Consider the following 21322-nt stretch of genomic DNA (forward strand, 5'->3'; position numbering starts at 1 on the left):
CCCGCAGTGCCCCGCCATCCCACGGAATGCCCGCTTTTTGCTTTTGCTGTTGAAATTGCCGGCCAGCGGCCGGCACTACCGCAGTGGAGTTGCCGGCCAGCGGCCGGCACTACCGCAGGTGCAGGGCGCGGTGCTGTCGATCCCTCATTTCACCCAGCGGTCGATCTCGCCCTGGGCGAACGGCCCCAGCTTCGCCTTGACCAGCCGCCCCTGCTCATCGAACAGCACGCTGTAAGGCAGCAGGCCCTGCGCATTGCCCAGCTGCACGCTGGCATCGCGTGGCCCCGGGGTCTCGATCACGATCGGGTACTCCACCGGCACCCGCCGCAGGAAACCGCGCACGTCGTCCGCGGTATCCAGCGCCAGGCCCAGCACCTGCACGCCGTGGTCGCCCTGCGCATCGGCGAAGCGCGCCAGCTCGGGCATCTCTTCCACGCAGGGCGCACACCAGCTGGCCCAGACATTGATCAGCAGCGGGCGGCCGGCAAAGCGCTGGCGCAGGTCGAGGGGCTGTCCCGCCAGGTCCGGCAAGGTCAGCGCCGGCAGTTGATCGCCCACCTGCAGAGTGGGCGTCGCGGCGGTGGCTGTGGAAGCCGTCGCTGGCGTGGCGGGTGCAGGCGGGGCGGGTGACAGTCGATGCCCGGCCCACAGGCCGAGGCCGGCGGCCAGCACCGCTGTCCACAGCAGCGCGGGCCGTTGCCACTTCATCGTGCGGTGCGCAGCAGCGCTTCCTCGACCACCGCCTGGGTCAGCAGGGTCGGCAGCACGGTCGGCGGCGCGCCGGGGCCGTACACCACGTACAGCGGCACGCCCACCGCCTTGTGCTCCTCCAGGAACGTGGTGATCTGCGGGTCGACATTGGTGTAGTCACCGCGCATGTACACCGCGTTGGTGCGCTTGAGCAGTTCCTTGAACTCCGGCCGTGACAGCACCGCACGTTCGTTGGCCTTGCAGCTCACGCACCAGTCGGCGGTCATGTTGACGAACACCACGCGGTTGTCGGCGCGCAGGCGGTCCAGCAACTGCGGCGAATACTCGACCACGTTGTCGCTGGCGGCTTGTGCGGCCCGCGCCGGCGGTGCCAGCTGGGTCACGCCCCAGGCCGGTACCAGCGCACCGATCGCCAGCAGCACGCCGAGCAGGGTCACCGCACGCGAGCCGGTCCAGCGGTTGCGTTCAAACAGCCACAGGCCGAAGGCGAACAGCAGCAGGCCACCCAGCACCAGTGCCATGCCGTCCACGCCACGCTGCTTGCCCAGCACCCACAGCAGCCACAGCGCGGTGGCGTACATCGGGAAGGCCAGCACGTGCTTGAGCGTTTCCATCCACGGCCCGGGCTTGGGCAGGCGCCGCGCCAGCGCCGGCACGAAGCCTATCAGCAGGAATGGCAGGGCCAGCCCCAGGCCGAGGAACAGGAACACGGTCATCGCCTTCAGCGGCGGGGCAATGAACGCGTAGGCGATCGCGCCGCCCATGAACGGACCGACACAGGCACTGCCGACCACGCAGGCCAGCGCACCGGTGAAGAAATCACCGGCCGGGCCACTGCGGCTGGCCAGCGACTGGCCCAAGTTGCCGATGCCACCGCCGAGGGTGAATACGCCGGACAGGCTCAGGCCCACCGCGAACATGATGTAGGCCAGTGCGGCCACCACGCCCGGGTGCTGCAACTGGAAGCCGATGCCGACGGCGTTGCCGAGCGCACGCAGGCCCACCATCAGCGCGCCGATCACCGCGAACGCGACCAGCACGCCCAGCGTGTACCAGAGCGCATGGCTGCGCGCACGCTGCGGGCTTTCGCCGCTCTGCGCCAGGCTCAGCACCTTCAGCGACAGGATCGGCAGCACGCAGGGCATCAGGTTCAGGACCAGGCCACCGGCCAGCGCCAGCAGCAGGACCCAGACGAACGAACGATCCGGATTCGGCGTCGTCACCGGCGGCCGCGTGCGCAGTGCGTTGTCACCGCGCGCATCGTTGGCGAATGCAGTGCCCGGGGTCGCGCTGCCGGCAGCGGTAGCGGCGGCGTTCTCGTTGGGCACGGTCGGCAGCAGGCGCAGCGGCGCGCCATCGGCGGATTCGCGCGGCGCACCGGCGGCCGGCAGCGGGCTGACCATCGCAGTGCGTGCTGGCGCCGGATCGCTGCCCGTGCTGAGCTTGCCGGCCGGAATCGACAGCTTGACCCGGCGGGTCATCGGCGGGTAGCAGATGCCATCGGTCTGGCAGCCCTGGAAGGTCACCACCAGGGTGCTGTCGACCGCGTCGGTGACGGTGCGGCGCAGCGGCAGCGGCACTTCCACCTGGTTGAAGTAGACCGAGACATCGCCGAAGTGCTCGTCGCGATGCGACTGCGCGGCCGGCCAGCGTGGGGTGTCGGCGAGCACGCCGGCGCTGCCTTCCAGCTTCAGCGAGGTGCGGTCGCGGTACAGGTAATAGCCCGGCGCCGGGCTGAAGCGCAGCAGCAGGGTGTTGCCATCGCTGGCGATGGCATCGAAGCCGAATGCCTGTTCCGACGGCAGCGGCAGCGCCTGGCTGTTGCTGGCCGCACCCGGCAGGCGCAGGCCGCCGCTGTTGCCGGCACCGGCCAGCGGGTTGTTGAACGGGTTCGCCGCACCGGTACGCGCGGTAGGGGGCACGGACGCGGCGCCGGCGCCGGGCAGGGTGACCTGCACCACGCGCTTCTGCGGCGGGTAGCAGACACCGGCATCGGCACAGCCCTGGTATCGCACTTCCAGGCTGATGGTGCCGGCGGCCTCGGTCGGCGTGCCGGGCAGGGTGGCCTGCAGGCGCTCGCGATAGGTTTCGACCTCGCCGAAGAAATCGTCGTGGTGGCGGTCGCCCTTGGGCATCTGCAGCGCGCCGGCATTGAAGGCGGGGTCGGCCTTGACGCTGGTGCGATGGCGATAGAGGTAATAGCCCGGCGCGATCTTGAACTGCAGTTGCACCTGGCCACGTTCGGGGGCGGTCGCGGTCAGCGCGAACGCCTGGTCCACCGGCAGCAGGTCCTTCTCATCCAGGGCGAAGGCGGGCAGCGAGAGCCACAACAGGGCGCACAGGGCGGCGCCACGCGCAAACAGAGTCTTCAATCAGTGTCCTCCCGGGTCTGTGCCCGGATCCAATCCAGATACGCCGGCAGGCCGGCCCGGGCTTCGACCGCGATGCACTCCGGGAGTTCATACGGATGCAGTTCGACGATCCGGGCAATCGCGTCATCGACGCGGCTCGCGGTGGTTTTCACCAGCAACTGCAGCTCGGCGTCGGTGGTCACCTCGCCCTGCCAGCGGTAGGTCGACTGCGCGCCATCGAGGCGGGTCACGCACGCGGCCAGGCGCTCGCCGACCAGCGCGTGCGCGATGCGCTCGGCACTGGCCCGGTCCGGGCAGGTGGTCAACAGCAGCAGGACGGGATCGACGGTCGACATGACCGTCGAGTATAGGGCCGCCACCGGGCCAGGGCCCGGCGGCGGCGTGGACCGCTGCGTTGCGCGGTCAGTTGGCCAGCTGGCAGGTGGCCGGCTTGGCCGAGGTGAACAGGGCCGGGGTGGCCCACTCGGGGTGGTCGATGAACGGGTTGCGGTTGCCCTGGAAGCTGTAGACCACGTCATTGCGCGCACGCTCGGCATCATCCGGCGGGTCGGACAGGTGCCAGTCGATCAGGGTCGACAGCAGGCCCATGTAGGCCGGTGAGCTGCTGGTCTTGACGATCTTGCTGCGGTCGTCGGTCAGCTCCAGGTCCGGCTCGGACTGGCCGGTCGCCGCATCCTTGCCGCCCTCGTAGCGGATCGCCATGTACATCACCGCACGCGCCATGTCGCCCTTGCGCTTGCCCCACACCTCGTAGGTGCCGGTGTTGCCGTCCGGCGTGCGCACCCAGTTGGAGTTGCCCGGATAGCCACCGCTGCCGCCCCCCTGGCCGTTGTTGGCCTCGGTGGCGCGCTCGCCGCAGCTGGCGTCGCACTTGCCGAACGGCTTGTTGCCACGATCGGCGTTCCACTGCGCGTCGGTCAGGTACAGCATGTGGGTGTCGGTATACGGCGCGTACGGCAGGCCCTTGTCACCGGTGGTGGTGGCAAAGCCCAGCGAGTTCGGCCAGGTGTGCTCGCGGTTGTACTTCAGGCCACTGCCGCTGCCGGCGCGATCGGTCACCTTGGCGTAGCTGTGGTTGCGATACGCATCCAGGATCCTGCCGGAATTGTTCGGATCCTCGTCGGCGATTTCCAGGATGGTCCAGGTGCTGGTGCCCGAGCCGCTGTACGGATAGGCGGTATGGCCCTTGATGGTGGCGTGCAGCGAACAGCGCAGCTGGCTGGGGCTGCTGGTGTTGACCTTGGAGTAATAGCCGGCCGGCACGCCGGGGTTGCCCGGGTCCGGATTGCCGCCGGTGCTGGCCACGGTGAAGGCAATGCGGCTGTCGGCGGCCGGGTGTGCGCCCTGCAGGTCGGTGATGCGCGCGGCGCGGATGTCGAAGCGGCAGGCTTCACCGGCCACCAGCGCGGTGTTGGTGGACAGCTTCACGCTGCGGCCGCTGGCCGGGAAGGTCAGCGGCACGCTGCCGGAGGTACCGCAGCTCAGGGCGAAGGCGCCGCTGGCCAGGTTCACCGTTTCGCTGAACACCACTTCCAGGTCGGCGGCGGCCGGGAAGGTGCTGCTGCCCTGCGCCGGGGTGGTGGTGGACACCGACGGCGGCGTGTTGGGGCCCGGGGTGCCGCCGCCACTGAAGGTCTGTCCGTTGTTGCAGCTGCCGAACGTCTGGCCGGCCGATTCGGCCCAGGTGAAGTGGGCGTACTGGCTGCCGCTGCCGGTCAGCTGCAGCGACGTGCCCGGTGCGGTGCTGTTGGTCTCGGCCACCGGGATGTTCTGGCTGGTCATCCCCGCGGCGGGGCCGCCGGACGCGGTGATGGTGCCCTCGTAGCTGAGGAACTGGACCACCTTGCCGCTGGCATCGACCAGCGCGATGCCATCGTTCGGGCCGTTCTGGATGCCGTTGGTCGGGTAGTTGACCACGGCGATGGTCGCGCTGCCGCAGCCGGCGGCGGTGCCGGCCGGGACCGGCGTGTTGGCGTAGACCACGGCCGCCGATGCGTTGGACCCGTTGTACAGGTACAGGCGGTAGCCGGACAGGTCCTCACCGGCGGTGGCCACGACCTCGATCGCTTCGCCGACGTCACCGGCGGCGGTGCTGTCGTCGTAGTGCAGTTCATTGATGAAGACCTCGGCCTGGGCCGGCGCAGCGGCCAGGGCCAGCAGGCAGGCCGCGGCAAGCGGTGACAGCAATCGCATCGACTCCTCCTTGTGATTGGGAATGCCCGGTCGAGCCTAAGGCCGATCCAGTGACACTTTGTCGTAAATGAACGTCAGATATCTGACAGTGCGACGCTTGTCACCGAAATTGACGGGATCCCGACCAGCGCCAAGCGACACGGGCGGGAAAAATTTTTTTGATGCCACCCTTGAAAGGAGGGCGCGGGGCTCCATCTCTGCCCTGCTCCCGACGTTGTCGGGTTTCTTCACGTGCGGTTCTGGCACTCGCCTGGGGTGAGTGCTAACATCGCCGGACTTTTTTAGACCAATCAATCACTTAAGAGGTCTCCTATGAGCATCAAGCCGCTGCACGACCGCGTTGTGGTCAAGCCGATCGAAGCCGACGAAATCTCCGCCGGTGGCATCGTCATCCCCGACTCGGCCAAGGAAAAGTCCACCAAGGGTGAGGTCGTGGCCGTCGGCCCGGGCAAGCCGCTGGACAACGGCAACGTGCGCGCGCCGTCGCTGAAGGTCGGCGACAAGGTCATCTACGGCCAGTACGCCGGCAGCTCGTACAAGAGCGAAGGCGTCGAGTACAAGGTCCTGCGCGAAGACGACGTGCTCGCCGTCATCGGCTGAGCCTCCGCGCGACCTGTTTCAACCTGACCCCCAAATCCCAGCCGCCGGGCATCGTCCGGCGCTACCAATGAGGTAAATGCAATGGCTGCCAAGGATATTCGTTTCGGTGAAGACGCCCGTTCGCGCATGGTGCGCGGCGTCAACGTTCTCGCCAATGCCGTCAAGGCCACCCTGGGCCCGAAGGGCCGCAACGTCGTGCTGGAAAAGAGCTTCGGCGCCCCGACCATCACCAAGGACGGCGTCTCCGTCGCCAAGGAAATCGAACTGGCTGACAAGTTCGAGAACATGGGCGCGCAGATGGTGAAGGAAGTCGCGTCGCGCACCAACGACGACGCCGGCGACGGCACCACCACCGCCACCGTGCTGGCCCAGGCCCTGATCCGCGAAGGCGCCAAGGCCGTTGCCGCCGGCATGAACCCGATGGACCTCAAGCGCGGTATCGACAAGGCCGTTTCGGCCGCCGTCGCCGAGCTGAAGAACATCTCCAAGCCGACCGCCGACGACAAGGCGATCGCCCAGGTCGGTACCATCTCGGCCAACTCGGACGAGTCGATCGGCCAGATCATCGCTGACGCGATGAAGGAAGTCGGCAAGGAAGGCGTGATCACCGTTGAAGAAGGCTCGGGCCTGGACAACGAGCTGGACGTGGTCAAGGGCATGCAGTTCGACCGCGGCTACCTGTCGCCGTACTTCATCAACAACCAGCAGTCGCAGACCGCTGACCTGGATGACCCGTTCATCCTGCTGCACGACAAGAAGATCTCCAACGTCCGTGACCTGCTGCCGGTGCTGGAAGGCGTCGCCAAGGCCGGCAAGCCGCTGCTGATCGTGGCCGAGGAAGTCGAAGGCGAAGCGTTGGCGACCCTGGTGGTCAACACCATCCGCGGCATCGTCAAGGTCGTGGCCGTCAAGGCGCCGGGCTTCGGCGACCGTCGCAAGGCGATGCTGGAAGACATGGCCGTGCTGACCGGCGGCACCGTGATCTCCGAAGAAGTCGGCCTGTCGCTGGAAAAGGCCACCATCAAGGACCTGGGCCGCGCCAAGAAGGTGCAGGTCTCCAAGGAGAACACCACCATCATCGACGGCGTCGGCGACAAGGCCAACGTTGATGCACGCGTGGCGCAGATCAAGACCCAGATCCAGGACACCTCTTCGGATTACGACCGCGAGAAGCTGCAGGAACGCGTGGCCAAGCTGGCCGGCGGCGTTGCCGTGATCAAGGTCGGCGCCTCGACCGAAATCGAAATGAAGGAAAAGAAGGATCGCGTCGACGACGCCCTGCACGCCACCCGTGCAGCCGTTGAAGAAGGCGTGGTCCCGGGCGGCGGCGTGGCGCTGGTGCGCGCGATCACCGCGCTGGCCGGCCTGAAGGGTGCCAACGAAGACCAGAACCACGGCATCCAGATCGCCCTGCGCGCGATGGAAGCCCCGCTGCGCGAGATCGTGGCCAACGCCGGCGACGAGCCGTCGGTCATCATCAACAAGGTCAAGGAAGGCACCGGCAGCTTCGGCTACAACGCGGCCACCGGCGAGTTCGGCGACATGCTGCAGTTCGGCATCCTGGACCCGACCAAGGTGACCCGTTCGGCCCTGCAGAACGCAGCCTCGATCGCCGGCCTGATGATCACCACCGAAGCCATGGTTGCCGAAGCTCCGAAGAAGGACGAGCCGGCCATGGGTGGCGCCGGTGGCATGGGCGGCATGGGTGGCATGGGCGGCATGGACTTCTAAGTCCACGCCCCTGGTATCGGGTGCCGGCCCCGGGCCGGCATCCCTTCCCGCTGCAAAAGAAGAACCCCGCCGCAAGGCGGGGTTTTTCGTTGCGCAGTTGCCGCCGCCGCAGTGCATCGCTACGCTCGGTGGTCATGCCTACCTCGTTCATCGTCGTTGACGACTTCCTTGCACCGGCCGACGCGCACGCCCTGCGCCAGGCGGCGCTGGGCCTGACCTATCCGGCACAGGACGGCGCATTTCCCGGTCGCAACTCTCTGCAGCGGCTGGAACTGGACAGCCTGGCCGAGGCGGCGTCACGGCTGGTCAACGAACCGCTGCGGCCGGTCAATCCGCTGCAGTCGCACGGCAAGTTCCGGCTGACCCTGGCCAGCGATGTCGGCCGCGCGAAAGTGCACGCCGATCACTCGCACTGGTCGGGCATCCTCTACCTGAGTGCGGCCGAGCACTGCAAGGGCGGCACCGAGTTCTTCCGCCACCGGCGTACAGGCACCGAGCGCATGGCCCTGGACGCCGCGGAACTGGCAGCGCTGGGGTATGCCAACGGCGGCGACATGCATCGCGACATCATCGAGCGCGACAGCAACGACGACAGCCAGTGGGAAATGACCATGCGCATCCCGATGCGCTTCAACCGGCTGGTGCTGCTGCGGCCCTGGTTCTGGCACACCGCCGGCCCGGCATTCGGCGACCGCCCGGAGAATGGCCGGCTGGTGTACCTGATGTTCTTCGAGCAGGCGCGCTGAGCGGAGCAGGCATCCACGCATGGCGTGGATCTACAGGTGCACGGTTTCGCTGGTAGATCCACGCCATGCGTGGATGCGCCCGTCCAGCCGCACGCGATACGCAGGCGTCAACGCACCCTCATTCGACGAAGGCCTTCGTCGCGCCGTACTCCCACTGCCACGGCACGCCCGTATCGCCCAGCACGAACGCCACCAGTGCCGGGAAGGTGGCCTCGGCCCGCACATCGTTGCCCAGGATGACCACGCAGCGCTGGTGCCGCTCCACGCACACCAGCGTGTTGCCCACCGCATCGTCGTGGCCGCCCTTGTAGAAGCCTGCGCCCTGCGGGCCGCGGAACGTCACCACGCCCAGGCCGGCGGCCAGCCCCTTGTGCTGCCGGGCCGCAGGCAGCTCCGGCTGCAGCGTGGGAAACTGGCTGGCGGTGGTGATCGGCAGCTGCGGCCGCACCAGCTCCCTGCGCATTGAAGCCGACAGCCCGTCGCCGCGCACGTAGCCGGCGGCGAAGCGGGCCATGTCGGCGATCGTGGTGTCCATCGAACCGGCCGCACGCACGCGGCTGCGTTCATCGTGCGGCACCGTATCGCCATCGGCGGTCCAGCCGTCGGCCAGGTTGCCGGCGAAGTCCGCGCGCCACGTCATGCTGGTGCGCGTCATGCCGAAGCGGTCGAAGATGCGCTCCTGCATCAGCGTCCCCACGTCCTGGCCCAGCCGCCCGCGTTCGATCACGAACTGCAGCAGGATCAGTCCGTCGCCGGAATACCCGTAGCGGGCGCCCGGGTTGAAGTGGAACTTCAGCCGGCCATCCGGTTCGAGAAAGCCGAAGTTGGCGAAACCGCTGGCGTGATTGAGCAGCAGGCGCGGCGTGAGCTGGCGCCAGCGCGCATCGCCGGCCAGCACGCTGTAGTCGGCGTACTTCTTCGGTTCGGGCGGATACGCCGGAAGCGGTTTGTCCAGTGCAGTGGCAATGCTGGCGTCCAGCTGGATCGGCGTGTCCTGCGCCAGCTGCGCGACCAGGTGACCAAAGGCCATCTTGGTCAATGACGCGGCGTACATCACGGTGTCGGTGCGCAACGGCGCGCCCGTGGCGTTGCGTTCACCATAGGCGGCCACATGCACGACCTTGCCGCCATCGACCACGGCCAGTGCCATGCCGCGCGCATGGGCGGCCCGCATCAGGCGCTGTGCTTCGGCATCGATGCGGGCGGGCGAGGGCAGTGGAGGCGGCGCGGCCAGCACGGCCAGCGGGAGCAGCGTCAGCAACATCAGGACGGCACGGCGCATGCGTGGAACTCCTGGCGGGACCGGGCGGATGCTACGCCAGCCAGGTCCCACCGTCATGGGCCGGAGGTCAGCCGGGCCGGCGCAGGCAGATCCGCGCCGCTCCCGCACCGATGTCCACCTGGCCGCCGCGCATCGCATCGGCACCGAGGATCAGCGCCGGTCGTGCCTCCAGGCCGATCGCCTTGAACACCGGCAGTTCGCTGATCCGGACCTCCATCGAAGGGTGCTGCCAGCCGCCGCCGTTCATGCCGGGCAGGGTGTACAGCCAGGTGGCCTGCGCACCGCCACCCAGGCCTTCGGTGCCCTTTGCACGCAGGCGCACCCGTGCATCGCTGCCGTCGGTGCGCAGCCCCAGTGCGCGGGCGGCTTCGGCATTGAGCACGGTCTGCGCCGCGCCCGTATCGACCACTGCGACCGCCTCGGCGCCCGGCGTGCCCAGCGTCAGCATGACGAAGCCGAACTGGCGCAGGCCAGCGCTGCGCCCGGGCAGTGCATTGGCCTGGCAGCCCGGTCCCTCCAGGTTCAACCGCCCGGGCGTCCACAGCGCCAGCTGCTCGCGGCCGAAATCCCAGCGGGTGTCCCAGCGCCCGGTCAGATCATTGCCGATCAAGCCGTCGATCGCCGGGTCATCGTCTTTCGCCAGGGAGGACAGATCGACCTGCATGCCACTGGCATTCAATTGCCAGCTTCCCAGTTGCCACGCCGTGCTGCGCATGCGCTGCAGCCGGGCCGCGTTCGCGCTGGCACCCTGGGCCTGCGACACGGCCGCTTGCGCATCGTCCAGGCCATAGCGCCGGACCACGCGTGCATCGACCAGGGTTGCCCCGGCGGCACTGTCGACCACGAAGCGCAGCGGTTCGGCGCGTCCGTCCAGCGAGACGGCCACCGCCGGGTGGCCGCCCTGCATCCACATCGGCAGGACGTGCTCGGGGGCGTCGGCTGCCCACGCGGGCAGCGCGGCAGCAAGCAGGGAGAGAAGGATGAGGCGCAAGGGAAGGCTCCGCAGTGATCATGGGGCGACCATTGGCGCGCTGCGGCGTATCGCAGGAATATCAGTGTTGATACCGTCCTGATACAGACCTGCCCGATACTGCCTGCATGAGTACTTCTGCCCGTGTCATCGTCGTCGATGACGACGCCAGCATCCGCGACGCCATCGCCGATTGCCTGCTGCTGCACGGCTACCAGGTGCGCGTGGCGGCGGACGCCACTGCGCTGGACGTGCTGCTGCAGGTCGAACGCCCGGACGTGATCATCCTGGACTGGATGATGCCCGGCGAAGATGGGCTTTCGGTCTGCCGGCGGTTGCAGGCGCGGGCCATTCCGATCCTGATGCTGTCTGCGATGGGCAGCGCGCCCGATCGGGTCATCGGCCTGGAGATGGGCGCCGATGACTACCTGGCCAAGCCGTTCGATCCCCGTGAGCTGCTGGCGCGGGTGCGCGCGTTGCTGCGTCGCCAGCACAAGCTGCGCGCCCAGGTGCCCAGCGAGCTGCGGTTTGCCGGTTGGCGGCTGCTGCCCGAACAACGGCGCCTGCTGGCGCCGGATGGAAGCGAACTGGTGCTCAGCCGCGGTGAATTCAGCCTGCTGCTGGCGCTGGCCGAGCGGCCCGGGCGGGTGCTCGGCCGCGAGCAGCTGCTGCAGCTCAGCCGCGGCGAATCCAGTGACACGGTCGATCGCGCAGTCGACCTGGCGGTCAGCCGGCTGCGCCGCAAGCTCGGGCAGGCCGCGCCGGGTGCCGAAGCCCTGGTGCAGACCTCGCGCGGTGAAGGCTACCGCTTCGATGCCGCGGTACAGGTGCTGTGAGCGGCCGGTGGTCCACTGCACGCTGGATCGCGATGCTGGCCCTGGCCAGCTTGCTGCTGGCGACCCTGGTCAGCGTGGCGGTGGTCGGCTGGATGCCCCGTCCCGCGCCACCACCGATGCGGCTGGACCAGGCCATGCAGGTGCTGCGCGGCGAACGGGAGGCCGCGCCGCTGGGCCTGCATCTGGCCCGCCAGGACGGGCCCCCGCAGGGCAGCGCCAGCGACTGGCTCACGCAGTTGGCGGCGTTGCAGATGGGACTGCCGGCAAAGGACGTGCGCTGGGTCTGGAGCGGGCAGGGCAAGGCGCCCGACGTGCAGGTCATCGAGGGCGGCGCGGTGCTCGATGCGACCGCTCGGGCCGGTGTGCTGAAGGCGCAGTCGGCGGTATTGACCGCCATGCAGTGGCCGCCGTTCGAACTGGGTGTGCGCCAGGCCGATGGACGTTGGCAGGTGGTCGGCAGCGATCACAGCGATCTGGCCGCCTGGCGCCGGCAGGTGATGCTCGCGCTGTTGGGCGGCGCGGTGTTGCTGGCGCCGCTGGCGGCATGGGCGTCGATCCGGCTGGGGCGGCCGCTGCGCCGCCTGGCCGAAGCCAGTGCGCGTGCCGACCTGCAGGCCGAAGTGCCGTTGCCCGATGATGGCCCACGCGAAGTACAGGTGCTGGCCGCCGCGATCAGCACCGGTCGCCAACGCCTGCGCGCGCAGGCGCAGGAGATGACCCACATGCTGGCGGCGGTGGCGCACGACCTGCGCACACCCCTGACCGGTCTGCGCCTGCGCGCCGAGTTCGCGCCCGCGCCCCAGGCGGCGCGGATGGTGGCGGACATCGAGCGCATGGACGCGATGATCGAGCAGGTGCTCGACTACGCACGTGGCGAACTGCAGCCGCCGCAGATGCGCGCGCTGGATCTGGCGGCCCTGCTTGAGGACTGCGTGCAGGCGGCGCTGCTGCGCGGGGTGGACATCGTGCTGCAGGGCCCGGACACGTTGCCGTGGTACGGCGATGCACTGCTGCTGCGGCGCGCGGTCGACAATCTCATCGACAACGCCGCGCGCTACGCGGGGGCCGTGGAGCTGCAGGTGGCCCTGGTCGGCCACGACGTGCAGCTGGATGTGATGGACCGTGGCCCCGGCATCGCCGAGGCCGACCGTGCACGCCTGCTGCAACCCTTCCAGCGCAGCGAAAGCTCGCGCAGCCGCGCCACCGGCGGGGCCGGGCTGGGGCTGGCCGTGGCCGCCAACGTGGCCAGGCGACATGCCGGCCAACTGCAGCTGCTGCACCGTGAGGGCGGTGGGCTGATCGCACGCCTGCTGCTGGGAAGCACTGGCTGAAATTCAGATCCGATTTGCCTGGCTCAGCCATCCTGCAATATAGTTAGGTGCCTAACCACATGCGGACGCCAGATGATCGAAGCCAAGCACCGCGCTCTTCTGGCAGAAGCGCAGCGACGCGGCCACGCCAACATCGCGCCGCTGCACCTGTGCTTCCAGCTGCTCTCGTTGTCCTCGTCGATCGATCGCGACTGCGCCGCGCGGCTGGCACCGCATGGGCTCAGCGAGGGCCGCTTCATCGTGCTGTTCCTGTTGCACGGGGCCGGTGGCGCACTGCCGCCGCACCTGCTGGCCGAGCGTGCCGGCGTGACCCGCGCCACCATCAGCGGCCTGCTCGATGGCCTGCAGCGTGAAGGCCTGCTGCAGCGTCGCAGCGATGACGGGGATGGCCGCCGTCTGCAGATCGTGTTGACTGCACCGGGAAAGCGCTTGGCCGAATCGCTGTTCGAGCAGCACACGCACTGGATCAGCGGCCTGTTCAACGGCCTGGACGCGGGTGAACAGCAGCAGCTGTCGCAGCTGCTGCACAAGGTCTGGCAGCACACGGACACTGGGCGGGAATCCGCAGCATGAGCACGCCCGTTCCTGCGCAAAGGCTGCGTGCACTCAACAGTGGCAGCGCCGCTGCCACCCATCTGGCCGAGTGCCTGGCCGTGGATTTCACCGCGCTGCTGCAGGTGGTGGCGCCTGCCCTTGAGCCGGAAGCGCTGCAATGTATGCGCGATGCCTCAGGCAAGGGCATCACCCAGCGCATGGCGCTGGCGGCGCGGTTGCTGCACGAAGCCGGGCAGGGGGATCCTGCGCGTTGGCAGGCGCATGTGTCAGACACGGTGCGCGGCTGGGCCTGCTACCTGATCGGCAGCGATGCCGGCGCGACGCTGCCGGCCAAGCTGCGGGCGATGCGTCCGCTGGCTGACGACCCGCACTTCGGCGTGCGCGAATGGGCGTGGCTGGCGCTGCGTGCCGACATTGTTGCCGCACCCCTGCAGGCGCTGGAGTACCTGCAGCCATGGACGCAGGAAGCATCGCCGTACCTGCGCCGCTTCGCCTGCGAAGCGCTGCGCCCGCGTGGCGTGTGGGCCACGCATATCGCGCTGTTCAAGCGGCACCCGGAACATGCATTGCCGCTGCTGGAAGCACTGGCTAACGACCCGGAGCGCTACGTGCAGGACTCCGTGGGCAACTGGCTCAACGACGCCGGCAAGACGCAGCCGCAGTGGCTGCGTGCGGTGTGCGCGCGCTGGCAGTACGAACACCACAGCGACGCCAATGCCTACATCCGCAAGCGTGCACTGCGCTCGCTCCGGTAGTGCCGGCCGCTGGCCGGCACCCCCCGGACCTTCAAGGAACAAGCAGCATGTCGCACACCTTCATCGAGCGCTATACCGCCACCCCCGCCTGCACCCCGGACGCGCATGGCACATGCGCCGGTCACCCGGACGCGGTAAACAGGGCATTGCCCATGTCCATCCGCAGGGAAGTTGATCATGCAGAGCACGCTCCAGGTCACGCTGTTCGGTCCGCTTGGCGACAGCCCGGCATTGCAGTTGCCGGGGCTGGAAGGGCCGTCGGTGGCCATCCCGGAAGCGACCCTGCGGCGGTTGGTCTCCGATCTCTATACAACGCGCTCCCTGCTCAACCCCGAGCAGCTGGACGAGGCCAGGCAGGAGCTGGACCGCGTGCTGGAGCGCTGGGCGGACATCCACGAAGGCCTGCTGCTGGACGTGGAAGTGCATGGCAAATGACCGACGTTGCGTGGCTGCCGCCACGTAGGCAGCGCTGGAGCCCACCTCGCTGAACCACGTCCCCAGTTGCGGATGAAACATTTTGCACTGCGCAAAAGCTGTGCTATCAATAGATCCCATGAACGCAGCCGCTACCCGCTTTTACTGGTATTACTTTCCGAAGCCACTGGCGGAGGAAGGACTGCGCTCACCCTGAAGAAAGCTTCAGACGCATTCCCGAAAGCCGCCAGCGAACCTGGCGGCTTTTTTCATGTCGCCACGCTGGGGACCCCCAACGTTCCGGAGATCTCCCCCAATGCCCCCGCACACCGACGACCTGCGTATCCGCACCATCGAACCGCTGACACCGCCCGCCCAGCTGCTGGCGATGCTGCCCTGTGACGATGAAGCTTCCGACACCGTCAGCGCCTCGCGCGCGGCCCTGCACCAGATCCTGCACGGCCGTGACGACCGCCTGGCCGTGGTGGTGGGCCCGTGCTCGATCCATGATCCCAACGCCGCCATCGAGTACGCCCAGCGCCTCAAACCGCTGCGTGATGCACTGGCCGGCGAACTGGAAATCGTCATGCGCGTCTATTTCGAGAAGCCGCGCACCACGGTGGGCTGGAAGGGCCTGATCAACGATCCGGACCTGGACGGCAGCTTCAGGATCGACAAGGGCCTGCGCATCGCCCGCGGCCTGCTGCGCGACATCAACAAGCTCGGCCTGCCGGCCGGTGTCGAGTTCCTCGACGTGATCTCGCCGCAGTACATCGCCGACCTGGTGGCGTGGGGCGCGATCGGCGCGCGTACCACCGAAAGCCAGGTGCATCGTGAGCTTGCCTCGGGGCTGTCGTGCCCGGTCGGCTTCAAGAACGGCACCGATGGCAACGTCAAGATCGCCGCTGACGCGGTGGGGGCGGCGTCCAATCCGCATCACTTCCTGTCGGTCACCAAGCAGGGCGGCACCGCCATCGTGTCGACCACCGGCAACCCGGATTGCCACGTGATCCTGCGCGGCGGCAAGCAGCCGAACTATGACGCAGGCAGCGTCGGCGAGGCCTGCCAGGTGCTGGCCAAGGCCAAGCTGCCGACCCGGCTGATGATCGATGCCAGCCATGCCAACAGCCTGAAGAACCCGGAAAACCAGCCGAAGGTGATCGACGACATCGCCGCTCAGCTGGAAGAGGGCGAACAGCGCATCGTCGGCGTGATGATCGAGAGCCATCTGGTCGGTGGCCGCCAGGAACTGGTGGAAGGCCAGCCGCTGGTCTACGGGCAGAGCATCACCGATGGCTGCATCGACTGGGATACCACGGTGACGGTGCTGGAGCGACTGGCTGCTGCCGTGCGCGCCCGTCGTGACGTAAAGGTGTCCGAAGCGGCCTGATGGAAGCCGCCTGAGCGCGGCACGTGTGTGGATGGCGGCCAGCGCCTGCGGGGGTGCGGCCGCGATCAGGGCCGGTCGGAGTTGGAGACCGGCCTGTCTGCACCGGCGATGCGCCTGGCGCTGCGCATGAGCGACAGCGCCAGGTCCATCGCCGGGGTGGTGCGGGTCCCGGCGAAGACGCTCCTCAATGCACTTCGTCGTGGTACACGAACTTCGGCATTTCCCAGCGGTAGTGGATGGCCAGCAGGCGCAGCGCGAAGCCGCCGCCCAGGCAGCACAGGATCGCGGTGGCGTCGGCCACGCCCCAGTGCAGCAGCAGCAGGTAAGCGGCGCCGGTCAGCAGCGCGATGATCGCGTACAGCTCCTTCTGGAAGATCAGCGGCACCTCGTTGCAGAGGATGTCGCGCAGCACGCCGCCGAACGCGCCGGTCAGCATGCCGGCGATCAGCACGATCGGCATCGCATGGCCGGCTTCGCGCGCGATCGAGCAGCCGATCAGGGTGAAGGCGATCAGGCCCAGTCCGTCGAGCACCAGGAACGTGCGGCGGAAGTGGTGCATCCAGCGCGCCACCCAGGTGGCGATCAGCGCCGCGCATACGGTGAAGCCCAGGTACTCCGGATGCTTCACCCAGCCCAGCGGGTAGTGGCCGAGCAGGATGTCGCGCAGGGATCCACCACCGAGGGCGGTGACGCAGGCGATCATGACCACGCCGAACAGGTCCATGCGGCGGCGGCCGGCGGACAGTGCGCCGGTCATGGCTTCGGCGGAAATGGCAATCAGGTAGATGATGGACAGCAGCATGGGACAGGCTCCGGGCGCGGTGGGGCCGGCCATGCGCGACGACCGCCACTGCCTGCGCAATGACGGGATGACGATGACCGGTGCCGCTCCCGCTGTCCTTTTGCCTGAGAGTTCAGCGGCATGGGCCGCGTGCCCCTTCGGCGGATCGTCCCGGGCGTGCCCGGTGACCTCTCTCCAGCTCGGCGAGTCGAATGCATGGTTGGTGGGATTCCAGCCCACCGGCCTGAGCGATCATGGGAGCCTGCGCCTTCGGCGGGCGCCAGCGCGGCGCCTCTCTCCTGCATTCGGCGGCCAGTATATCCGCTGCAGTGCAGCACGGCATAATCCAGGCCATGGCCCCGTCCGTCCGCCCGTGGTTCCTGTACCTGCTTGAATGCCGCGATGGCAGCTACTACGCCGGCATCAGCACGGACGTGGACGCGCGTTTCGCCGCCCACCAGGCCGGCAAGGGCGCGCGCTACACGCGGGCACGGCCACCGCTGCGCGTGCTGGCCGTGCGCGAATACCCGGACCGGGCCGCCGCCTCACGCGCCGAGTGGCAGCTCAAGCAGCAGCCCCGCGAGCGCAAGCTGGCCTGGCTGCAGGAACCGGTCGAGACGCTTCTGTAGATCCACGCCCTGCGTGGATGGGCTACCCGGCCTATGCGATGATCGCCCCGCGCCCAGAGCTGGAGACCCGGATGTCGACGATCGCCCTGCTGTTCGCTCTTTCCGCAGCAACGAGCCCTGCCGCCGACCCGGCCACCCTCGCGGCCATCGAAGCCACCTGCCACGACTACGTCGATGGCCAGCTGGAGGCCGACCCGCAGCGGGTCGCCCACTCCCTGCATCCGGACCTGGCCAAGCGCGCGGTCCTCGGCGATACACCCGACGAACGCCTCGGCCTGCGCCGGATGTCGAAGGAAGAACTGGTCTCGTTGACGAAGCAGGGCGCGTTGAAGACCCCGAAGGATCAATGGGATCGCCGCTGCACGGTGCTGGACGTGACCGGCAACGCCGCCTCGGTGCGATTGGAAACGCCGTGGTTCGTCGACTACTTCCACATGGGCCGCTTCGGCCAGCGCTGGGTCATCGTCAACGCGCTGTGGTACCCGAAACCGAAGGCGCAGTGAGCGATGCGTGCCGCCGGCAACGCATGGATCTCCGTCGTCGTCCTGGTCGCCGGTATCGCGCTGCTGCCTGGCCTGCTGTATCTGCTCGGGCTGGCGCTGGTGGACGGTCGGCCGAAGCCGGCCGAACGCGCGCCCAGTGGTGTGGCAGCGTGCAGCAGCGAACCACGGGCGGGATTCCAGCCGATGAATCCCTGGCACTTCACTGCCCAGTTCTTCGACAAGGACGGAATGAAGAAGAAGGTGCCTGAAGTGGAGCGGGAGGCCTTCTGGATTGCCCGGCGCCACCTGTGGCGGCAACCTCGGCACGGCATGCTGCGCTGGCATCTCAGCAGCACCGCGCTGGCGATCTGGATCACCCGGCATTGGAGTACCGCGCAGATTGCCGACACCGCGAGGAGGGAGGACTTCTGCCGGACCTGGTCGAAACGGCGGGTGCCCGGTGGCCCGATGAGGAAGTAGAGCCACGCCATGCGTGGAGGGTGTTGACGGGGCCAGAGCCCTTCCCTGCGGAAAGGGATCCGACCGCGCCGCAGCCGGCCAGCGGCCGGCACTACCGCCGGGGCCGACGGTCTTCCTGATCATCACCGAAGATGATGCGCGCACTGCGCTGGTAGCTCCAGTACGCCACGGCCCAGTTCAGCAGCACCACGATGCGGTTGCGGAAGCCGATCAGGAAGAACACATGCGCGGCCAGCCAGAACCACCAGGCCAGCACGCCGGACAGTTGCAGCCGTCCCAGGTGCACGATCGCGGCCATGCGGCCGATGGTGGCCAGGTTGCCGTAGTCGGCGTACTTGAACGGGCCGGGTGCGGGCGTGCCGTGCAGGCGTGCGCGGACCACCTCGGCCACGTACTTGCCCATCTGCTTGGCCGCAGGCGCCACGCCGGGAACCGGCTTGCCGTCGGCCTGGCTCAGTGCGGCCAGATCGCCGGCCACGAACAGCTCCGGGTGATCGGGCAGGGTCAGGTCCGGTTGCACCTGCACGCGCCCGGCGCGGTCCAGCGGCACGTCCAGCGTGCGAGCCAGCGGTGAAGCGGCCACACCGGCGGCCCAGACCACGGTGCGTGCCGGCACGAACTGGTCACCGAGCGTGAAGCCCTGGCTGTCGATGTCGCTCACCGGAGTACCGGTCAGCACTTCCACGCCCAGCTTCTCCAGCTGGCGGCGCGCCTTCAGCGACAGCACTTCCGGGAACGAGGACAGCACGCGCGGCCCAGCCTCGACCAGCCGCACCTTGGCGCTGGCCGGATCGATATGACGGAACTCATTGCGCAGCGTGTGGCGTGCAATCTCGGCCAGGGTGCCGGCCAGTTCCACACCGGTCGGGCCGCCGCCGACGATGGCGAAACTCAACCACGCCGCCTTCTTGGCCGGGTCCGGCTCGGCCTCGGCACGCTCGAACGCCAGCAGCAGCTTGCGGCGCAGTGCGATGGCATCGTCCAGCGTCTTCAGCCCGGGCGCATCGTCGGCCCACTGATCATTGCCGAAGTAGGCGTGGGTGGCGCCGGTGGCCAGCAGCAGGCTGTCGTAGTCCAGCGTGCTGCCATCGGCCATGCGGATCTGCCGGGCCTGCTTGTCGATGGCCACCACTTCGCCGAGGCGGACTTCCACATTGCGCTGGTGGCCGAGGATGTGGCGCAGGGGTGCAGCGATATCCGGTGCGGACAGGCCGGCGGTGGCCACCTGGTACAGCAGCGGCTGGAACAGGTGATGGTTGCGGCGGTCGACCAGGGTGATGCGTAAGCGTTCGCGGGCCAGGGCACGGGTGGCCCAGAGACCGGCAAAACCGCCGCCGACAACGACCAGGTGGGGAACGCGCTCGCGACTCATCGACTCACTCCAGTGGGGGCATTGGGGGAAGCGCCTGGCATCTTCGCACGGCGGCTACCTGTCACGTCAGCGACCGCCCGGATCGGCGATACTCGGGTTCAGGCAACGGCCCGAGAGGAGCCCATGAGCGAACCGGAAAAGCGCATCGCCCTGTTGATCGACGCCGACAACGCGCCGGCCTCGAAGATCGACGAGGTCCTGGCCGAAGTCGCGCGCTACGGCGTGGCCAATGTGCGCCGCGCCTATGGCAACTGGAAAAGCCCGCGACTGAAGGGGTGGGAAGCGGTACTGCATGAGTATGCGATCCGCCCCATCCAGCAGTTCGCCTACAGCAAGGGCAAGAATGCCTCGGATATGGCGATGGTGATCGATGCCATGGACCTGCTGTACGCGCGCAACCTTGATGGCTTCGCCATCGTCTCCAGCGATGCCGATTTCACCCCGATGGTGATGCGCCTGCTGACCGATGGCGTGAAGGTGTATGGCTTCGGCGAAAAGAAAACGCCCGAACCCTTCGTCAACGCATGCTCGAAGTTCACCTACCTGGAAGCGCTGGGCCAGACCCACGCCAGTGTGCCGGATGCCGAGCAGGCATCGAGCGAACAGGCATCCAACGAGCCCGTCGCCAATGACGATGCACGCCCGCGCAAAAGCGGTGCGGAGATGCGCAGCGACACGCGGCTGGTGAAGATGCTGCGCCGCGCGGTGTCTGCGGCCGAGGGCGAGGATGGCTGGTCGCACCTGGGGCCGGTAGGCAGCCAGATCGGCAACCAGGCCTCGTTCGATCCGCGCAATTATGGCTACGGCAAGCTCAGCGACCTGCTGGCGGCGATCGGCCTGTTCGAGCTGAAGAAGGATGGCAAGTCGTCCTACGTACGCGCGCTGCCGAAAAAGAACCGGTAGTGCCGGCAAAAGAACCGGTAGTGCCGGCCGCTGGCCGGCATGCTGCAGATGCCAGATCCCGCACCCGGCACGCACATCACCCACCGATCAGGCGTATCGTTGCCGCTCGCATTGCCAGCAAGGAAAACCCGCATGTTGAAGATCTGGGGCCGTCGCAATTCCAGCAACGTCCGCAAGGTGCTGTGGTGTGCCGAGGAGATCGGCCTGCCGTACGAATCCATCGAAGTCGGCGGCAGCCACGGCGGCACGCAGACGCCGGAGTACCAGGCGATGAATCCCAACGGCCTGGTGCCGGTGATCGAGGACCACGGCCTGCCGCTGTGGGAATCGAACACCATCGTGCGTTACCTGAGCGCGCGCTATGCGCTGGGCACGCTGTACGCCGAGGACCCGATGGAGCGCGCGCAGGCCGAAAAGTGGATGGACTGGAGCACCTCGCGGATGGCACCGCTGTACAGCGACCTGGTCTGGGGCATCATGCGCACCGCGCCGGCCGACCGTGACGAAGCGCGCATCAACGCGGCCATCGTCCGTGCCGGTGACTACCTGGCGATGGCCGATGCCACCCTGGCCACGCAGCCATGGCTGTCGGGCGGGACGTTCGCGATGGGCGACATTCCGCTCGGCTCGCTGGTGTACGCCTGGTATGAACTGCCGATCCAGCGCCCGGACCTGCCGCACCTGGCCGAGTGGTATGCGCGCCTGCGCGAGCGACCAGCTTACCAGCGCGGCGTAATGTCGCCGCTGACGTAAGCGAAGGCGTTCGGGGTCAGAGCCCTTTCCTGCGGA

General features: G+C 68.1%; 22 protein-coding genes and 2 riboswitches. Of the genes, 14 read left to right on the forward strand and 8 right to left on the reverse strand.

Annotated features, from left to right (window positions below; translation table 11 throughout):
• Positions 1–144: 144 nt before the first annotated feature.
• The 4 genes from BLS66_RS14000 to BLS66_RS14015 all read right to left on the reverse strand — a co-directional run bounded on the left by BLS66_RS14000 (position 145) and on the right by BLS66_RS14015 (position 5276).
• Entirely contained in the window at positions 145–708 is a 564-nt protein-coding gene (locus BLS66_RS14000) for a TlpA family protein disulfide reductase (RefSeq protein WP_074726125.1), read from the reverse strand.
• Entirely contained in the window at positions 705–3083 is a 2379-nt protein-coding gene (locus BLS66_RS14005; protein WP_074726126.1) for a protein-disulfide reductase DsbD domain-containing protein, read from the reverse strand. The genes BLS66_RS14000 and BLS66_RS14005 overlap by 4 nt, the downstream gene beginning before the upstream one ends.
• Positions 3080–3418, reverse strand: a complete 339-nt coding sequence (cutA, locus tag BLS66_RS14010; RefSeq protein ID WP_049470927.1) for a divalent-cation tolerance protein CutA — start codon at positions 3416–3418, stop codon at positions 3080–3082. The genes BLS66_RS14005 and cutA overlap by 4 nt, the downstream gene beginning before the upstream one ends.
• Before the next feature lie 67 nt (positions 3419–3485).
• Positions 3486–5276 carry an endonuclease gene (locus BLS66_RS14015; RefSeq protein ID WP_074726127.1) on the reverse strand — a complete coding sequence of 597 codons (1791 nt, stop codon included), beginning with the start codon at positions 5274–5276 and terminating at the stop codon, positions 3486–3488.
• Between the two features lie 312 nt (positions 5277–5588).
• Between BLS66_RS14015 and BLS66_RS14020 the strand changes: the two genes are divergently transcribed.
• From BLS66_RS14020 to BLS66_RS14030, 3 genes are all read left to right on the forward strand, one after another.
• Positions 5589–5876, forward strand: a complete 288-nt coding sequence (locus BLS66_RS14020) for a co-chaperone GroES (RefSeq protein WP_005411227.1) — start codon at positions 5589–5591, stop codon at positions 5874–5876.
• A gap of 81 nt (positions 5877–5957) precedes the next feature.
• Positions 5958–7607, forward strand: coding sequence for a chaperonin GroEL (gene groL, locus BLS66_RS14025; protein ID WP_005411226.1), 1650 nt, complete (start codon positions 5958–5960; stop codon positions 7605–7607).
• 134 nt (positions 7608–7741) lie between these two features.
• On the forward strand, positions 7742–8353 hold the full coding sequence (locus tag BLS66_RS14030) for a DUF6445 family protein (protein ID WP_074726128.1): 612 nt from the start codon (positions 7742–7744) through the stop codon (positions 8351–8353).
• Between the two features lie 118 nt (positions 8354–8471).
• Here the strand turns inward: BLS66_RS14030 and BLS66_RS14035 are convergent, their stop codons facing one another.
• Both BLS66_RS14035 and BLS66_RS14040 read right to left on the reverse strand, forming a co-directional pair.
• Positions 8472–9635: a serine hydrolase domain-containing protein gene (locus BLS66_RS14035; protein WP_074726129.1), complete on the reverse strand. Its 1164-nt coding sequence runs from the start codon at positions 9633–9635 to the stop codon at positions 8472–8474.
• Between the two features lie 67 nt (positions 9636–9702).
• Positions 9703–10626, reverse strand: a complete 924-nt coding sequence (locus tag BLS66_RS14040; RefSeq protein WP_074726130.1) for a pepsin/retropepsin-like aspartic protease family protein — start codon at positions 10624–10626, stop codon at positions 9703–9705.
• Between the two features lie 107 nt (positions 10627–10733).
• Here BLS66_RS14040 and BLS66_RS14045 point away from each other — a divergent pair, with 107 nt between their 5' ends.
• From BLS66_RS14045 to BLS66_RS14070, 6 genes are all read left to right on the forward strand, one after another.
• The gene (locus BLS66_RS14045; protein WP_049470937.1) at positions 10734–11441 is read left to right on the forward strand and encodes a response regulator; all 708 of its coding nucleotides are present in this window, start codon (positions 10734–10736) and stop codon (positions 11439–11441) included.
• A 32-nt stretch (positions 11442–11473) separates the two neighbouring features.
• Positions 11474–12772, forward strand: coding sequence for a sensor histidine kinase (locus tag BLS66_RS14050; protein ID WP_074726131.1), 1299 nt, complete (start codon positions 11474–11476; stop codon positions 12770–12772).
• A gap of 72 nt (positions 12773–12844) precedes the next feature.
• On the forward strand, positions 12845–13345 hold the full coding sequence (locus BLS66_RS14055; RefSeq protein WP_074726132.1) for a MarR family winged helix-turn-helix transcriptional regulator: 501 nt from the start codon (positions 12845–12847) through the stop codon (positions 13343–13345).
• On the forward strand, positions 13342–14082 hold the full coding sequence (locus BLS66_RS14060; protein ID WP_074726133.1) for a DNA alkylation repair protein: 741 nt from the start codon (positions 13342–13344) through the stop codon (positions 14080–14082). The genes BLS66_RS14055 and BLS66_RS14060 overlap by 4 nt, the downstream gene beginning before the upstream one ends.
• 177 nt (positions 14083–14259) lie before the next feature.
• Positions 14260–14517, forward strand: coding sequence for a hypothetical protein (locus BLS66_RS14065; protein WP_049470943.1), 258 nt, complete (start codon positions 14260–14262; stop codon positions 14515–14517).
• A 295-nt stretch (positions 14518–14812) separates the two neighbouring features.
• Positions 14813–15886, forward strand: a complete 1074-nt coding sequence (locus tag BLS66_RS14070) for a 3-deoxy-7-phosphoheptulonate synthase (protein ID WP_049470944.1) — start codon at positions 14813–14815, stop codon at positions 15884–15886.
• 184 nt (positions 15887–16070) lie between these two features.
• On the opposite strand, the gene BLS66_RS14075 is transcribed toward BLS66_RS14070, so the two are convergent.
• Positions 16071–16688 (reverse strand): trimeric intracellular cation channel family protein, encoded by a 618-nt coding sequence (locus BLS66_RS14075; protein WP_005411215.1) that lies wholly within the window; start codon positions 16686–16688, stop codon positions 16071–16073.
• An 84-nt stretch (positions 16689–16772) separates the two neighbouring features.
• Positions 16773–16876, reverse strand: a riboswitch (glycine riboswitch).
• Between the two features lie 13 nt (positions 16877–16889).
• A riboswitch (glycine riboswitch) is annotated at positions 16890–16979 on the reverse strand.
• A gap of 41 nt (positions 16980–17020) precedes the next feature.
• Between BLS66_RS14075 and BLS66_RS14080 the strand changes: the two genes are divergently transcribed.
• The 3 genes from BLS66_RS14080 (at position 17021) to BLS66_RS14090 (ending at position 18258) form a co-directional block, all read left to right on the forward strand.
• Positions 17021–17296, forward strand: coding sequence for a GIY-YIG nuclease family protein (locus tag BLS66_RS14080; protein ID WP_053461526.1), 276 nt, complete (start codon positions 17021–17023; stop codon positions 17294–17296).
• A 71-nt stretch (positions 17297–17367) separates the two neighbouring features.
• Positions 17368–17799 carry a nuclear transport factor 2 family protein gene (locus tag BLS66_RS14085; RefSeq protein ID WP_074726134.1) on the forward strand — a complete coding sequence of 144 codons (432 nt, stop codon included), beginning with the start codon at positions 17368–17370 and terminating at the stop codon, positions 17797–17799.
• Positions 17800–17802: 3 nt separating this feature from the next.
• Entirely contained in the window at positions 17803–18258 is a 456-nt protein-coding gene (locus BLS66_RS14090; RefSeq protein WP_049470949.1) for a hypothetical protein, read from the forward strand.
• Positions 18259–18349: 91 nt separating this feature from the next.
• On the opposite strand, the gene BLS66_RS14095 is transcribed toward BLS66_RS14090, so the two are convergent.
• Positions 18350–19630 carry an NAD(P)/FAD-dependent oxidoreductase gene (locus tag BLS66_RS14095; protein WP_074726135.1) on the reverse strand — a complete coding sequence of 427 codons (1281 nt, stop codon included), beginning with the start codon at positions 19628–19630 and terminating at the stop codon, positions 18350–18352.
• Between the two features lie 123 nt (positions 19631–19753).
• On the opposite strand from BLS66_RS14095, the gene BLS66_RS14100 reads away from it, so the two are divergent.
• On the forward strand, positions 19754–20533 hold the full coding sequence (locus BLS66_RS14100) for an NYN domain-containing protein (RefSeq protein WP_049470953.1): 780 nt from the start codon (positions 19754–19756) through the stop codon (positions 20531–20533).
• 132 nt (positions 20534–20665) lie between these two features.
• Positions 20666–21286 (forward strand): glutathione S-transferase family protein, encoded by a 621-nt coding sequence (locus BLS66_RS14105; protein ID WP_049470955.1) that lies wholly within the window; start codon positions 20666–20668, stop codon positions 21284–21286.
• Positions 21287–21322 lie beyond the last annotated feature (36 nt).

The organism is Stenotrophomonas pavanii (assembly GCF_900101175.1).
Classification (GTDB): domain Bacteria; phylum Pseudomonadota; class Gammaproteobacteria; order Xanthomonadales; family Xanthomonadaceae; genus Stenotrophomonas; species Stenotrophomonas pavanii.

Coding starts and splice junctions, on each gene's coding strand:
- BLS66_RS14000 (WP_074726125.1), bottom strand. CDS start 708: ATGAAGTGGCAACGGCCCGCGCTGCTGTGGACAGCGGTGCTGGCCGCC.
- cutA (WP_049470927.1), bottom strand. CDS start 3,418: ATGTCGACCGTCGATCCCGTCCTGCTGCTGTTGACCACCTGCCCGGAC.
- BLS66_RS14015 (WP_074726127.1), bottom strand. CDS start 5,276: ATGCGATTGCTGTCACCGCTTGCCGCGGCCTGCCTGCTGGCCCTGGCC.
- BLS66_RS14020 (WP_005411227.1), top strand. CDS start 5,589: ATGAGCATCAAGCCGCTGCACGACCGCGTTGTGGTCAAGCCGATCGAA.
- groL (WP_005411226.1), top strand. CDS start 5,958: ATGGCTGCCAAGGATATTCGTTTCGGTGAAGACGCCCGTTCGCGCATG.
- BLS66_RS14030 (WP_074726128.1), top strand. CDS start 7,742: ATGCCTACCTCGTTCATCGTCGTTGACGACTTCCTTGCACCGGCCGAC.
- BLS66_RS14035 (WP_074726129.1), bottom strand. CDS start 9,635: ATGCGCCGTGCCGTCCTGATGTTGCTGACGCTGCTCCCGCTGGCCGTG.
- BLS66_RS14045 (WP_049470937.1), top strand. CDS start 10,734: ATGAGTACTTCTGCCCGTGTCATCGTCGTCGATGACGACGCCAGCATC.
- BLS66_RS14050 (WP_074726131.1), top strand. CDS start 11,474: ATGCTGGCCCTGGCCAGCTTGCTGCTGGCGACCCTGGTCAGCGTGGCG.
- BLS66_RS14055 (WP_074726132.1), top strand. CDS start 12,845: ATGATCGAAGCCAAGCACCGCGCTCTTCTGGCAGAAGCGCAGCGACGC.
- BLS66_RS14060 (WP_074726133.1), top strand. CDS start 13,342: ATGAGCACGCCCGTTCCTGCGCAAAGGCTGCGTGCACTCAACAGTGGC.
- BLS66_RS14065 (WP_049470943.1), top strand. CDS start 14,260: ATGCAGAGCACGCTCCAGGTCACGCTGTTCGGTCCGCTTGGCGACAGC.
- BLS66_RS14070 (WP_049470944.1), top strand. CDS start 14,813: ATGCCCCCGCACACCGACGACCTGCGTATCCGCACCATCGAACCGCTG.
- BLS66_RS14075 (WP_005411215.1), bottom strand. CDS start 16,688: ATGCTGCTGTCCATCATCTACCTGATTGCCATTTCCGCCGAAGCCATG.
- BLS66_RS14080 (WP_053461526.1), top strand. CDS start 17,021: ATGGCCCCGTCCGTCCGCCCGTGGTTCCTGTACCTGCTTGAATGCCGC.
- BLS66_RS14085 (WP_074726134.1), top strand. CDS start 17,368: ATGTCGACGATCGCCCTGCTGTTCGCTCTTTCCGCAGCAACGAGCCCT.
- BLS66_RS14090 (WP_049470949.1), top strand. CDS start 17,803: ATGCGTGCCGCCGGCAACGCATGGATCTCCGTCGTCGTCCTGGTCGCC.
- BLS66_RS14095 (WP_074726135.1), bottom strand. CDS start 19,630: ATGAGTCGCGAGCGCGTTCCCCACCTGGTCGTTGTCGGCGGCGGTTTT.
- BLS66_RS14100 (WP_049470953.1), top strand. CDS start 19,754: ATGAGCGAACCGGAAAAGCGCATCGCCCTGTTGATCGACGCCGACAAC.
- BLS66_RS14105 (WP_049470955.1), top strand. CDS start 20,666: ATGTTGAAGATCTGGGGCCGTCGCAATTCCAGCAACGTCCGCAAGGTG.